11 protein-coding genes and 3 pseudogenes are annotated in these 14064 nt (G+C 61.8%); 8 read left to right on the top strand and 6 right to left on the bottom strand.

What is annotated here, in order from left to right; translation table 11 throughout:
• Positions 1–9 precede the first annotated feature (9 nt).
• Positions 10–1296, top strand: coding sequence for an L-pipecolate oxidase (gene amaA / locus LU684_RS07755; RefSeq protein ID WP_023047191.1), 1287 nt, complete (start codon positions 10–12; stop codon positions 1294–1296).
• A 108-nt stretch (positions 1297–1404) separates the two neighbouring features.
• Here amaA and LU684_RS07750 read toward each other — a convergent pair whose 3' ends face one another.
• Positions 1405–2832, bottom strand: a complete 1428-nt coding sequence (locus LU684_RS07750) for a mechanosensitive ion channel family protein (protein ID WP_016489792.1) — start codon at positions 2830–2832, stop codon at positions 1405–1407.
• Positions 2833–3152: 320 nt separating this feature from the next.
• On the opposite strand from LU684_RS07750, the gene ycaC reads away from it, so the two are divergent.
• From ycaC to LU684_RS07735, 3 genes are all read left to right on the top strand, one after another.
• Positions 3153–3782 (top strand): isochorismate family cysteine hydrolase YcaC, encoded by a 630-nt coding sequence (gene ycaC / locus LU684_RS07745; protein WP_016489791.1) that lies wholly within the window; start codon positions 3153–3155, stop codon positions 3780–3782.
• Between the two features lie 116 nt (positions 3783–3898).
• Positions 3899–4219, top strand: a complete 321-nt coding sequence (locus LU684_RS07740; RefSeq protein ID WP_016489790.1) for a hypothetical protein — start codon at positions 3899–3901, stop codon at positions 4217–4219.
• A 245-nt stretch (positions 4220–4464) separates the two neighbouring features.
• Positions 4465–6306 (top strand): amidohydrolase, encoded by a 1842-nt coding sequence (locus tag LU684_RS07735; protein WP_161775552.1) that lies wholly within the window; start codon positions 4465–4467, stop codon positions 6304–6306.
• A 139-nt stretch (positions 6307–6445) separates the two neighbouring features.
• Here the strand turns inward: LU684_RS07735 and LU684_RS07730 are convergent, their stop codons facing one another.
• A complete protein-coding gene (locus tag LU684_RS07730; protein ID WP_016489788.1) occupies positions 6446–7357 on the bottom strand; it encodes a LysR substrate-binding domain-containing protein in 912 nt (303 codons plus the stop codon).
• Positions 7358–7479: 122 nt separating this feature from the next.
• Here LU684_RS07730 and LU684_RS07725 point away from each other — a divergent pair.
• From LU684_RS07725 to LU684_RS07715, 3 genes and pseudogenes are all read left to right on the top strand, one after another.
• Positions 7480–7638 (top strand): annotated as a pseudogene (locus tag LU684_RS07725) (hydrolase); the annotation flags it as partial.
• 493 nt (positions 7639–8131) lie between these two features.
• Positions 8132–8410 (top strand): type II toxin-antitoxin system RelE/ParE family toxin, encoded by a 279-nt coding sequence (locus LU684_RS07720; protein ID WP_080642829.1) that lies wholly within the window; start codon positions 8132–8134, stop codon positions 8408–8410.
• A gap of 12 nt (positions 8411–8422) precedes the next feature.
• Positions 8423–8707, top strand: coding sequence for a HigA family addiction module antitoxin (locus LU684_RS07715; RefSeq protein ID WP_024717670.1), 285 nt, complete (start codon positions 8423–8425; stop codon positions 8705–8707).
• Positions 8708–8711: 4 nt separating this feature from the next.
• On the opposite strand, the gene LU684_RS07710 is transcribed toward LU684_RS07715, so the two are convergent.
• Together LU684_RS07710 and LU684_RS07705 are read right to left on the bottom strand one after the other, a co-directional pair.
• The gene (locus LU684_RS07710; RefSeq protein ID WP_096426907.1) at positions 8712–10499 is read right to left on the bottom strand and encodes a monovalent cation:proton antiporter-2 (CPA2) family protein; all 1788 of its coding nucleotides are present in this window, start codon (positions 10497–10499) and stop codon (positions 8712–8714) included.
• Positions 10500–10698: 199 nt separating this feature from the next.
• A pseudogene (locus LU684_RS07705) lies at positions 10699–11349 on the bottom strand (ATP-binding protein); the annotation flags it as partial.
• A 51-nt stretch (positions 11350–11400) separates the two neighbouring features.
• Between LU684_RS07705 and LU684_RS07700 the strand changes: the two are divergent.
• Complete coding sequence (locus LU684_RS07700; protein ID WP_132476296.1) at positions 11401–12126, top strand: TnsA endonuclease N-terminal domain-containing protein; 726 nt, start codon at positions 11401–11403, stop codon at positions 12124–12126.
• Here LU684_RS07700 and LU684_RS07695 read toward each other — a convergent pair.
• Together LU684_RS07695 and LU684_RS07690 are read right to left on the bottom strand one after the other, a co-directional pair.
• Positions 12048–12982: pseudogene (locus LU684_RS07695) on the bottom strand (IS5-like element IS2000 family transposase); the annotation flags it as partial. The gene LU684_RS07700 and the pseudogene LU684_RS07695 sit on opposite strands and share 79 nt — an antisense overlap.
• 143 nt (positions 12983–13125) lie before the next feature.
• A complete protein-coding gene (locus LU684_RS07690; protein WP_023662964.1) occupies positions 13126–13788 on the bottom strand; it encodes a GntR family transcriptional regulator in 663 nt (220 codons plus the stop codon).
• Positions 13789–14064 lie beyond the last annotated feature (276 nt).

The raw sequence follows: 14064 nt of genomic DNA, 5'->3' as shown, positions 1-14064 counted from the left end.
AGCCGGGCCATGTCCGAACTGCGTCAACAATGCTTGTGGGAACACGTCAGCAAACCGACCGTTGCCGCCCAGGCCCTGGCCGGTGAGCACAAGGCTGATGTCTGCGTGATCGGCGGCGGCATTACCGGCCTGTCGGCGGCCATCCATCTGCTCGAACAGGGCAAGTCGGTGATCCTGCTGGAGGCCTGGAAGATTGGCCACGGTGGTTCCGGGCGCAACGTCGGCCTGGTCAACGCCGGCACCTGGATCCGCCCCGACGACGTCGAGGCCACCCTCGGCCAGAAGCAGGGCAGCCGCCTGAACAAGGTGCTCGGCGAAGCCCCTGGCGAAGTGTTCGCCATGATCGAGCGTCTGGGCATCGACTGTCAGGCCCAGCACAAAGGCACGCTGCACATGGCGCACAACGCCACTGGCATTGCCGACCTCGAAGCCCGCCACGAACAATGGCGCCGCCGCGGTGCCGACGTGGAGCTGCTGACCGGCGCCCAATGCCAGGAATACTGCGGTACCAACAAGATTTCCGCCGCGCTGCTCGACCGCCGCGCCGGCACCATCAACCCCATGGGTTACACCCAGGGCCTGGCGGCTGCCGTGGCGCGCTTGGGTGGCAAGCTGTTCCAGCAGTCTTCGGTTGAAGGCCTGGAGCGTGATGGCGATGGCTGGCGGGTGAAGACTGCGCGTGGCTCGGTGCGCGCCGACAAGGTTGTGATTTCCACGGGCGCCTACACCGAAGGCGACTGGAGCAACCTGCAAAAGCAGTTCTTCCGCGGTTACTACTATCAGGTGGCGTCCAAGCCGCTGCAGGGCGCCGCAGCCGATAAAGTGCTGCCACACGGCCAAGGCTCGTGGGACACCCGTACCGTGCTCAGCAGCATCCGCCGCGACGATCAGGGCCGCCTGCTGCTCGGCAGCCTGGGCCGGGTCGACAACAAGCCGTCGTGGTTTGTGCGCAGCTGGGCGGACCGTATCCAGAGCCACTACTACCCGGAGCTGGGCAAGGTCGAGTGGGAAATGCACTGGACCGGCTGTATCGACTTTACCCCCGACCACCTGATGCGCCTGTTCGAGCCTGCGCCGGGGTTGGTGGCGGTTACGGGTTACAACGGGCGGGGCAACACCACAGGTACCGTGATCGGCCGTGCCTTTGCCGAGTTTCTGCTCAAGGGTGACGCGGACAGCCTGCCGATTCCGTTCTCGCCGATGAGCGGCGTGAGTGCGCCTTCGCTGCGGACTGCGTTCTACGAATCCGGCTTCTCGCTGTACCACGCGGGGCAGTGCCTGAGGGTTGTGTTGTAACAACTGGCCCCTTCGCGGGTAAACCCGCTCCCACAGGGACCGCGCAGCATTCCGGAATTGCGCGGGCACTGTGGGAGCGGGCATGCCCGCGAAGAGGCCGGCGCAGGCTTACTTGTGCAGCCAGCTGAGGAAGCCGCCTTTCTTGATCAGGGCCGGCTTCTGCAGCAACAACGATTCCCGGCTCTGCCGCCGGAACCGCTGCAACTTGCTCAACGCCGTCTGCACTTCGCCACGCTGCTGCAAACAGCTCTTCACCTGTTCCTTTTCGATGCGGTACAGCACGCAACTGGTCAGCGTGCGGAACTCGGCGAACGAGTCATCCTCATCAATGATGCCCTCGATTCCCAGCACCTCTCCCGGCCCCATGCGCCCGGCTTCGATCCGCTTGTCGCCCTCGCGCACCGACGCCGAAACCACACCGCTGCCAATCACCAGCAAATGCTCGGAAAGCTCGCCAACCCCCAGTATCACCTGGTCCGCCAGGTACTCCACCGCCGTCATGCGCTGGCTCAGCGCGTCGCGCTCCTCATCGCTTAGCGAGCGGAACACCCGCACTTCGTCCAGCACCTCGCGCTGGCGGCTGCGCGGCGGCAGGGCCAGGTCCACGTTCCACATCACCCCGCTGGCCTCCAGGTGCCGGTGGGCAAGGTCGAACAGCTGATTGCGTGCGTCGCCCTTGGTGCCCGCGTCGGCCACGAAGCCGCTGGCCTCGTACTCCACGGACTCCAGCGTCGAGGCCTTCACCGTCACCTTCGGCTTTGGGGTCGCAAGAATGGCACTGACGCCCTGCAGGGCCTTTTCCAGCGCATCGAATACCCGCTTGGGCCGCACCTTGGCCGGCACCACCACGCTGATCGACACCCCATGCACATCGGCCGGGCGGCTGTGGTTGAGCAGCCGCGCCTTGGCCGCGACCGAGTTGGGGATCACCGCCAGGCTGCCGCTGCCGGTCAGCAAGCGCGTGGCGCGCCAGTCGATGTCCAGCACCTTGCCTTCGGTACCGTCGATGGAGATTGAATCGCCAATCTGATAGGGCCGCGTGGTGTTCAGCACGATGCCGCTGAATACGTCGGCCAGGGTGCTCTGCAGCGCCAGACCGATGACGATGGCCATCACCCCGGACGTGGCCAGCAAGCCCTTCACCGGCAGCTGCATCACATAGCCCGCGGCAGCCACGACGGCGGCCAGAAAGATCAAAGCCCCCAGCACATCCTGCAGCAACCGGCCGCCATGGCTGCCACGGGCGACCAGCAGCTGGCCGAACACCACCGTGACCGTGCGCGCACCAAACAGCCACCAGCCGATGGCCAGTACCGTGGCCATGAGGTTGCGCGAGACATCGTCGGGCCAGGGTGGCGGTTGCAGCGGGCTCATGCCGGCAGCCACCAGCACCGAGCTGAATAGCAGGAATATCACCAGCCGCGTGCCAATGCGCCAGGCACGGCGCTGCATGGGGATGACTTGCCAGAGCATGAGGTCGAGCAAGATCAGGGCAGTACCGAGCAACAACGGGAAGGACTGGATGAACGCCAGCATGGTGGTCTCGGGGGTGAGGGTAGGGCTGTGGGTAGTAATAGAGCAGGTTGCTGCTGCAGGCAATGGGGCCTGCACCGGCCTCTTCGCGGGTAAACCCGCTCCCACAGGGGCTGCGCATGACTTGCAGGATGCGCGATCCCTGTGGGAGCGGGTTTACCCGCGAAGAGGCCAGCAAATAAAACGCCAATCTATCGTTCATAAAACAGAACGCTAAAGCCAAAAACCACTATCTACCGCTCCAAAGGTGATGGTTTTAATCTTCTCCCATCAACGCGAAACACCCAACTTACTGAAAACAGAAACCCTTAGGAGCAACGACCATGACCAACTTCAAATACAACCGCCTGAACAAAGACGACGCCGCCGTACTGCTGGTCGATCACCAGGCTGGCCTGCTGTCCCTGGTCCGTGACATCGAACCAGACGCGTTCAAGAACAATGTGCTGGCGTTGGCTGACCTGGCCAAGTTCTTCAACCTGCCGACCATCCTCACCACCAGCTTCGAGCAAGGCCCCAACGGCCCGCTGGTGCCAGAGCTGAAAGCCCTGTTCCCGGACGCCCCGTACATCGCCCGCCCAGGCCAGATCAACGCCTGGGACAACGAAGATTTCGTCAGGGCGGTAAAGGCCACCGGTAAGAAGCAGCTGATCATCGCCGGCGTCGTGACAGAAGTGTGTGTGGCCTTCCCGGCCCTGGCGGCCCTGGAAGAAGAGTTCGATGTGTTCGTGGTGACCGACGCCTCCGGCACCTTCAACGCCATGACCCGCGACGCCGCCCACAACCGCATGAGCCAGGCCGGTGCGCAACTGATGACCTGGTTCGGCGTGGCGTGTGAGCTGCACCGCGACTGGCGCAACGACGTCGAAGGCCTGGCCGCGCTGTGCTCCAACCACATCCCGGACTACCGCAACCTGATGACCAGCTACAACGCCTTCAACGCCGGCAAGTAAGCCGACCGCCCCGGGCACCGCCAGTCGGTGCCCGCCAAGGGCAGCACACCCATCCAATCCACCGCCCGTTCGCCGTTGCACAGTGAATGCGGGCACGCTCATCTCAAGGAACGCCGATGAACACCGCACTCCAACACAACCGCGAAGTGGTGACCGTATGCCTGCAACACCAGGTTCTCGCTAGCCCGACGAACTCCACGCCGGCCCAACCGCCACGCTGGAAGCAGGCGTTGCTGACCTACCTGGTGATCTGCCCCATGACCATGATCATTCCGCAGCTGCTAGCGCCGCTGTTCGCACGCTTCCCGCAGCTGGGCGGCCCGATCACCGGCAACCTGATCGTCAACCTGTTCGTCATCCTGCCCGTGGTGTTCTACATCATGCCTTGGGTAACCCGCCGCTGCGCCAACTGGCTGCGCGGGCAGCAAAAGGTTTGAACACGGCTAACCTTCTTCAACCCACCGCACATCCAGCCAAGCCCTGACCTTGCGTCAACCGGCATGCTTCGCAGTCGCCCTGCCGGCCCCAGTCGGAGAAGCCTATGTCCCAGGACCGCAACGACAAGACCCGTCGCCAGTTCCTCGCTACCAGCACCGTGCTCGGTGCGGCCGGCGCGCTCTGGTCCGCATTGCCCTTCGCCGGCCAGGCCGGTTCCGCTCACGCATCCATCCAAGGAGGTTCCATGACCGCTGACCTGATTCTGTTCAATGGCAAACTGCACACCGTTGACCGCGAAAAACCTACCGCGACTGCTGTCGCGATCAAGGATGGGCGCTTCATCGCCGTGGGCAACGATGCCGAGGCCATGGCCCACAAGGGCACTACCACGCAGATCATCGACCTCAAGCAGCGCACGGTCATCCCCGGCCTGAACGACTCGCACCTGCACCTGATCCGCGGTGGCCTGAACTACAACCTGGAGCTGCGCTGGGAAGGCGTGCCGTCGGTGGCCGATGCCCTGCGCATGCTCAAGGACCAGGCTGCGCGCACGCCCACCCCGCAGTGGGTACGCGTGGTGGGCGGCTGGAACGAATTCCAGTTTGCCGAAAAACGCATGCCAACCCTTGAGGAGATCAACCAGGCTGCGCCCGACACCCCGGTGTTCCTGTTGCACCTGTATGACCGCGCGCTGCTCAACCGCGCTGCGCTCAAGGCGGTCGGCTACGACAAGGCCACCCCGAACCCGCCGGGTGGCGAAATCCAGCGCGACAAGTTCGGCAACCCGACCGGCATGCTGATCGCCCGCCCGAACGCAATGATTCTCTACGCTACCTTGGCCAAAGGGCCGAAGCTGCCACTGGAGTATCAGGTCAATTCGACCCGCCAGTTCATGCGTGAACTGAACCGCCTGGGCCTGACCAGTGCCATTGACGCCGGCGGCGGCTACCAGAACTTCCCCGACGACTATTCGGTTATCCAGGAGCTGGCCGACAATAACCAGCTGACCGTGCGCATCGCCTATAACCTGTTTACCCAGAAGCCCAAGGAAGAGCTGGACGACTTCAAGAAGTGGACCTCCAGCGTCAAGCTGCACAGCGGCACCGACTTCCTGCGCCATAACGGCGCCGGCGAAATGCTGGTGTTCTCCGCCGCCGACTTCGAGGACTTCCTCGAGCCACGCCCGGACCTGCCACAGACCATGGAAGAGGAGCTGGAACCGGTGGTGCGGCACTTGGTCGAGCAGCGCTGGCCGTTCCGCCTGCACGCCACCTACAACGAATCGATCACGCGCATGCTCGACGTGTTCGAGAAGGTCAACCGCGACATCCCGTTCAACGGCCTGCCGTGGTTCTTCGACCACGCCGAAACCATCACCCCACAGAACATCGAGCGCGTGCGCGCCTTGGGCGGTGGTATCGCCGTCCAGGACCGCATGGCCTTCCAGGGTGAGTACTTCGTCGACCGCTACGGCGCCAAGGCTGCCGAGCAGACCCCGCCCATCAAGCGCATGCTCGACATGGGCGTGCCTGTGGGGGCCGGCACCGATGCCACCCGCGTGTCCAGCTACAACCCGTGGACCTCGCTGTACTGGCTGGTCAGCGGCAAGACCGTCGGCGGCATGGAGTTGTACCCGGAAGGCCTGGACCGCGACACCGCACTGCAACTGTTCACCCAAGGCAGCGCGTGGTTCTCCAGCGAGCAGGGCAAGAAGGGCCAGATCAAGGTGGGCCAGCTGGCCGACCTGGCGGCGCTGTCGCTGGACTTTTTCAGTGTTGAGGAAGAGGCGATCAAGGGCATCGAGTCGGTGCTGACCATCGTCGATGGCAAGGTGGTGTACGGCGCTGGCGAGTTCGACAAGCTTGGCCCTGCGCAGGTGCCGGTACTGCCGGAGTGGTCGCCGGTGGCCAAGGTGCCGGGGCACTGGCGCGTGGGTACGCCATCTTTGGTAGCCGCCGTGCACCAGTGCAGCGGGCCATGCGGGGTGCATGCGCACAGCCATGAGAAGGCACGGCATTCGAGTGTCCCGGTGAGTGACTTCCAGGGCTTCTGGGGTTCGCTGGGTTGTTCCTGCTTTGCTTTCTGAGCTGCTTTGCCTGGATAAATGACGGCCGCTTCGCCGGACAAGCCCGCTCCCACAGGTTCACCACCCATCCCGAGGGCAGTGGGGTAACTTGTGGGAGCGGGCTTGTCCCGCGAAAGGGCCGTGACTGACAGCCACCGACTCACGCCATGTCGCTGATCGCAAATTCCTCAGCCAGATGATCGATCAGCGCGCGCACCGACGGCAATAACCCCCGCCGCGACGGGAAGATCGCATGCACGATGCCGCAACGCGGGTGCCACTCAGGCAGCAATTCCACCAAGCGCCCCGAAGCCAGGTCCTCGCGAACCGCCACCCTCGGCAAGTGCGCGATCCCCACCCCGGCCACCACGAAATGTCGCAGTGCAAACAGGTCATCGGTCACCATGCGCGGTGTGTGCGGGATGACGATGCTGCGGCTGTTGTCCTCACCCTGGAACAGTTCCCACTGGTACTCGCGCTGGGCACTGCCCCAATGCACGCTGGGTAGCGTGCCCAGCAGCTGCGGGTCAAACCCTTTGGGCAGTTGCGCCAGGTAGTGCGGCTGGCCGACCAGGCACTGGGTGCTGTTGCTCAGCACCTTCATCACCATGTCGGTGTTCTCCAGCGGCGGAAAGCGCACGCGCAGGGCGATGTCGAAGCCCTCGTGCAGCAGGTCGACACGGCGGTTGGTACTTTCGATGAACAACTCCACCTGCGGGTACTTGAGCATGTAGCGGGTCAGCATCGGCCCGACCCAGGAGTTGAGCAGGGTGGTCGGGCAACTGATGCGCACCAGCCCGCGCGGCTCGCTGCGGTTGCGTTCGATGATTTCCGCCGCGCCCTCGGCCTCCACGCGCATGGCCAGGCAACGGTTGTAGTAGGCCTGGCCGATCTCGGTCAGCGAGCAGTGCCGGCTGGTGCGGTGCAGCAGCCGCACGCCCAGGCGGTCTTCAAGGTCGGCGATGCGGCGGCTGAGTTTCGACTTGGGCATGTCCAGCGCCCGCCCGGCCGGGGCGAAGCCGCCGTGCTCCACGACTTGGGTGAAGTAGTAGAGGGAGTTGAGGTCTTCCAATGATCGTTCTCCAAACGGAACGCTAAGGGCGGTTTTCGCAGTCTAGTGCAGCAAAGGTGATGATTTTAATCTGTGCCCATCAACGCGAAACACCCCGGATTGCTGAAAGATTCATAACCCTTCAGGCCGGTGCGCAGCTGATGACTTGGTTCGGCGTGGCCTGCGAGCTGCACCGCGACTGGCGCAACGATGTCGAAGGGCTGGCTGCGCTGTGCTCCAACCACATTCCGGATTATCGCAATTTGATGACCAGCTATAACGCGCTGACTGCGGGTAAGTAAGCAAACCAGTAGCAGTACGCACGAAGGCCGGCTCCCTCTGCAGGGAGCCGGCTTTTTTTGTTTGCTGTACCGGCCTCTTCGCGGGCACGCCCGCTCCCACAGGTACTGCACAGTTTCAGAACCAGTGGTGATCCTGTGGGAGCGGGTTCACCCGCGAAGAGGGCGGTACAGGCAGCATCAATTCATGGACTGTGGCTCAATCCCTTTCCGCAACGACTCAAGCAACCTTCTGCCGTTTCGAGCGCATTCAGGTTGCTCCGGAACAGGCTTTTGCCTGTGTCATCTGTTCACGCAGGAGGGGGTGGGCACGACGTGGCCCCACGCTATAAACCTTTCTCGGAAATCTCCTACACGAAAGAGCGGAAGGCATAACGGCGCTAAACGGGCACGCCGAGAGCAAACTGAGCACCCGGAAATTTTTCAGGAGTGACTCCATGCGCAGCGCCAACGCTAGCTTGAAAAGTGTAAGGCATGACCTTACACTCAACCATCGGTGATAAGAAGTTTCAGGCACAAAGGCCTGAGGCTGCTCCATCAGCATCGTGACACGTCTGGAGTGCGTGCAGATCATGTGAATCGCTTGCGGCGTTTACTGGCTTCTCTTGAAGTTGCACAAACCGCAGCAGACATGAACCGGCCGGGTTACCGTCTTCATCCTCTGCACGGAAAGCTGGAAAGCTATTGGGCAGTAAATGTCTCGGGTAACTGGCGAGTGGTGTTCCGCTTCGTGGGTACCGATGTGGAGCTTGTTGACTATCTGGATTATCACTAGGAGGCTTGAGTCATGCCTATGTTCGATCCACCCCATCCTGGGGAGTCTTTGCGAGAAGATGTGTTGCCCGCAATTGGCATGAACGTTTCTGAGTTAGCTCGCCACCTCGGCTATTCGCGGGGGCAGTTGTCCACGGTACTCAATGGGCGCGCCGCCATTTCTGCCGATCTTGCTTATCGGCTTGAGCTGGCAGGCCTGGGGCCTGCCCGGCAATACCTTGCCGAACAGGCAGCTTACGATCTTTGGCAAGCCGCTCAGCGTGAGCATCCTCAAATAGAGCGGTTGGTGTTCGCCTGACTACTCAAACCGCATCCGAATCAAACAACCGCTCCAGCTCCACCCGCGCCTCCTTGGCCGTCTGCATCACCTTGGCCCGGTCATCGCGTACCTGCCCCTGGGCCACCAGCACTTCTTCGTCATGCTGGGTAAACCGTGCGATACGGTCCGCCGCCTGTTCATCGCTCAAGCCCAACCCCACCAGCGCGCGGCGGGTCATTTCCAGGCTGGAGTAGAACGTCTCGCGAATCGGCTCGGCGCCTGCATCCACCAACTTGTGCACATGCTGGCGGTTACGTGCCCGGGCCAGCACCTTCAGGTGCGGGTACAGGCGTTTCACCCGTTCAGCGGTATGAATGGCGGCTTCTGGGTCATCGATGGTGATGATGAAGTACTCCGCTTCACCCACCTTGGCGGCGTGCAGCACCTCGGGGCGCAGCGGGTCGCCGTAGAACACCGGCACCTGTTCGAACATGCGGGTCATCTCGATGGCGTCCACCGAGGTTTCCAGGGCAATGAACGGGATCTTCTGCGCCCGCAGGATGCGCGCGACGATCTGGCCCATGCGACCCATGCCGACAATCACCACCCGCGGCGTATCAGCCTGGATCTGCTTGTACTGCTCGGGCACTTCACGGGCCGGTTGCGGGCGTTTGAGGGCACGGGCGCAACCCAGCATCAGCAGCGGGGTGATGGCCATCGACAGGGTAATGGTCATCAGCAGCAGGTCGTAGGTCTGGGTGTCGAACAGGCCTTGGTCCTTGCCCAGCTTGAAGACCACGAAGGCGAACTCGCCACCGGCCGCCAGTACCATGCCCAGGCGCAGGGCGCTGGCGCTGTTCAGGCCACCGACCAGCCGCCCGACGCCGATCAGCAGCACCAGCTTTACTGCCACCAGCAGCAGGGTCAGGCCCAGCACCACCAGCGGCATGTCCAGCAGCAGGCGAAGGTTGGCGCCCATGCCCACGCTGATGAAAAACAAACCCAGCAGCAGGCCCTTGAACGGCTCGATCTGCGATTCCAGCTCGTGGCGGTATTCCGAGTCGGCCAGCAGCAGGCCGGCGAGGAAGGCGCCCAGGGCCATGGATATACCCGCTTCTTCCATCAGCCAGGCGGTGCCGATCACTACCAGCAGTGCGGTGGCAGTAGACACTTCCGGCAGGCCGGTGCGGGCCACGGTGCGGAACACCGGGCGCAACAGATAGCGACCACCGATGATCACCACGGCGATGCTGGCAAATACCTTCAGGCCGTGTTGCAGGCTATCGCCGTGGCTGGCGTCCGGCCCACTGGCGGCCAGTAGCGGTACCAGGGCAATCAGCGGGATCGCAGCGATGTCCTGAAACAGCAGGATGGCGAACGCCAGGCGGCCGTGCGGGGCGTTGAGCTGCTTGCTCTCGGCCAGGCTTTGCAGGCCAAGGGCGGTGGACGACAGCGCCAGGCCCAGGCCGAGGACGATGGCTGCCGGCAGCGTCTGGCTGAAGCCGAACAGGGCAATGGCACCGAGCAGCGCGCCGGTCAGCAGCACCTGCGCGGTACCCACACCGAACACCGACTTGCGCATCAGCCACAGGCGCTTGGGCGACAGCTCCAGGCCAATGATGAACAGCAGCAGGACCACGCCCAGCTCGGAAATGTGCGCCACGCTTTCGGTGTCGCGGATCAGGCCAAGTGCCTGCGGGCCGATGGCTACACCGGCCAGCAGGTAGCCGAGCACGGCACCCAGTTGCAGGCGCTTGGCCAGGGGGACGGCGACGACGGCCGCGAGCAGAAAGATCACCGCGGTTTGCAGAAGGCTGCCTTCGTGTGGCATTGGCTCTTACTCCATGAGCTGCCGGGGCAGCATTTGAACAGTTTGGCCGACGATTTTGAGGGGTGGAGGGGGGGCAGACAATCAGCTGTCCGGGAGAAACATTGTCCCGTAAAGAAGGACAGTTGCCGCAGGGCGCTGTCAAATGCAGGTTCTGCTGCTGGGGCTGAAATTTCCAGGGCCGCTTTGCAGCCACGGCAATTTAACTGCTCCCCGGCCGGTACTGCAGGGCCTCGGCCAGATGTGGCCGGCCGATTGCCTCACAACCCTCGAGGTCCGCCAGTGTCCGCGCCACTTTCAACAACCGGTGCGCTGCCCGCAACGACAAGGTCAACCGTTCGCAGGCCCCTTCCAGCCAAGCTTGGTCCGCCGCCGTCAAGCCGCAATGGCGACGCAACCCGTCGAGGTCGAGAAACGCATTCACGCACCCTTGGCGGCGCTGCTGTACCTCCCGCGCCTGCGCTACCCTGGCTGCCACATCGGCACTGGCTTCACCACAGGGCTGATTGTTCAGCGTGGTGCTTTCGCGAGCCACGGTCAGGTGCAGGTCGATGCGGTCCAGCAGCGGCCCTGATAGCTTGTTGCGGTACCGCGCGATCTGCTCGGTGCTGCAGCGGCAGCGGCCAGTAGGGTCGCCCAGGTAGCCGCAAGGGCATGGGTTCATCGCCGCCACCAGCTGAAAGCGCGCCGGAAAGCGCACTTTGTCGCGTGCCCGGGCAATCACGATCTCGCCCGACTCCAGCGGCTCGCGCAGCACCTCCAGCACACGCCGCTCGAACTCTGGCAGTTCATCGAGAAACAGCACGCCATGGTGGGCGAGGGTGATTTCGCCCGGTTGCGGCCGGCTGCTGCCTCTGTAAAACACATCGTAAAATGAGAAAATACGGTTAGTTTCTAGAGATCAATGAGAATGAAGAAGGCTCTGCCCACTTTGCCGGTCCGCAGCATCGGCGTTAGCGGTCGTAGCGTCACAGGCATCGTACCGCTGATGGGTCGGTTTGAATCGACCCTCGAGCGCGACCTAATGGAGCTTGTCCGCTTCGATCGCCGCGTCAGCAGCTTCCTACCTCAGCCCGTTAGGATCGAATACAAGGGCGATGCCGGTGAGGAGCGGTCGTACACGCCCGACGGCCTCATCACATTCCAGGAATCGGCGTCATCACCGCCGCCAATCCTTTATGAGGTCAAATACCGAGCGAATTTTCGCGAGCAGTGGCGAAACCTGTTGCCCAAATTTCGCGCGGCAAAATCGTACTGCGCTGAGCGCGGGTGGCGTTTTGAGGTCTACACGGAACGGGAAATCCGCACGCCATATCTGGATAACGTCAAATTTCTTTGGCCGTTTCGAAGCCGAGAGCCTGGCCCGCTTCAGCGCGCCCAAGTCGTGGGTGTATTTGAAAGCTACAACTTGATCAGTGTGGGCAACCTCCTCGGAATGCTTGCTCCTGATCCCAAGCAGCGCGGTGAGCTGATCCCCGTGTTGTGGAACCTGATCGCAAAGGGCGTCGTTTGTTGCGACCTGAATATTCCGTTAAGCATGACGAGCGAGCTCCACAGATTCGACAGCGCAAATAGCGTGGTCAGTTGCGCCGTGTTGTTGGCCAAGCCGCGAAAGCGAGTCTTCACATAGCCGAACTGGCGTTTGATCACCCGGAACGGGTGCTCCACTTTCGCACGTACTTGCGCCTTGGCCTTTTCGATCTTGCGCTTGGCTTAGTATAGTACGCTGCGTTTACTCAAGTGTTTGTAGGTGCTGCGGCGGGCAGCGATTGCCATATCACCTGGCGCCCCTCGTGTTCAGGCCGCTTTTCCACGCCTGTGTAGCCCGCATCCGCACAGACGACATTCTCTTCGCCATGCAGTAGCTGAGCGACCTCCGTCACGTCAGCTACGTTCGCGGCAGTGCCGTGGACGTGATGTACCAGGCCCGACTCAGCATCGGCACCAATATGCGCCTTCATGCCGAAGAAGTACTGGTTGCCTTTCTTCGTCTGGTGCATTTCCGGGTCGCGTTTGCCTTCCTTATTCTTGGTCGAACTGGGGGCGTGGATGATCGTGGCATCGACGATCGTGCCCTGGCGCAGCGACAAGCCTTTGTCTCGCAGGTACGCGTTGATGGTTTCCAGAATACCCGCCGCCAACTGGTGCTTCTCCAGCAGATGCCGGAAGTTCATGATCGTCGTGTCTTCGGGGATCGGGGCGCTGAGCGTCAGTCGAGCGAACTGGCGCATCGAGGTGATCTCGTACAACGCTTCCTCCATAGCGGGGTCGCTCAGTGAAAACCAGTTTTGCAGCAGATGAATGCGCAGCATGGTTTCCAATGGATAGGGTTTGCGACCGCCACCTGCCTTTGGGTAATGCGGCTCGATCAATGCGACCAGTCCGCTCCACGGTACGACCTGTTCCATCTCGGCCAGGAAACGCTCACGACGGGTTTGCTTGCGCTTACCGGCATATTCGAAATCGGAGAAGCTCATCTGACTCATGGGCAAGACTTCTTGGCGTGGATGAACGGAGCGCTATTTCAGCACAGGTCCGGCTGCCTGTGCTGACTTGATCGGAGAGTCCCTAAACACCCTGCCTAGTGAAAAACTTGTGGGGGTGGATGCAGCGTCAACACCCTCCGTCGCTACAAACCAAGTACCGATTTCAGGTCGATTTCTGGGGGCACTGCGGTGTCGAACTTGTAGCCCTTAATGACCAGGTTGTAGTGCGAGGCCAGCAGGGCCTTAGCCGATTCGCCATCTTTAAGTTCGAGGCAGTCGACCAGACGGGAATGCTCATTTCGTAGCTGACAGTAGTCGAATCCTGAACGGTACAAGGCATTGATAAGCGCTTCTTGGCGTCGAAGCTGGGTATGGATTTGATTCAGGATGTCGTTCTGCAGAAACGAAATGAGTAGCGAGTGAAACTGCCGGCCAAGCTGGTCGCCAAGATCGTGGTCGTGGTTTTCGAAGGCAACTCGCTCCTTCAGGGTATGAGCCCGTAAAGTTTCTAGATCTTTTTCACTGATGCTGCGGGTCAACTGGTCAATGACCCCACTTTCCATGACCAGCAGCATTTGATACAGCTGGTAGGCGTCATCGAAGGTGGGGCAGGCAACTGTTGAGGAGCGTTTAGGCGAGACCACTACCAGCCGATCCTGTGACAAGCGTATCAACGCTTGCCTTACAACGGTGCGGCTTACTTCGAACAGCTCAGCGATGTCCCGCTCGTTCAGCTTGGTCCCTGGCGGTAGTCGGCGATGATAGATGGCGTCTGAAATAGCGGAAACAATTTTTTGAGTGAGCATGGCACCAGCTATCAATGGAAGTTAGCAGCCGGGTAGCCTATCACACCGCCTTCTCCGGCGGGATTGGCACTGTCTTGGGGAGCCTCCGCAGAAAATGGTCCGAAAAGGGGCGTTTTGGTCGAAAAGCCCAACATAAACTCCCGGCGCAGCCCTCAGAAACCTGATCACCGAGACAGCTTGTGGATCTGGCATGAAGGATGCTTGCGTCAGATGGCTACTGGTATACCAGATATCCAATCTGGCATTTCAGTGTCCACTTCGACTACTAGCTCCAGC

Origin of the sequence: Pseudomonas sp. NMI542_15 (assembly GCF_021283425.1) — a bacterium.
In the GTDB taxonomy this organism is placed as follows: Bacteria; Pseudomonadota; Gammaproteobacteria; order Pseudomonadales; family Pseudomonadaceae; genus Aquipseudomonas; species Aquipseudomonas fortuita.
This window is presented reverse-complemented; position numbering and strand designations above follow the sequence as displayed.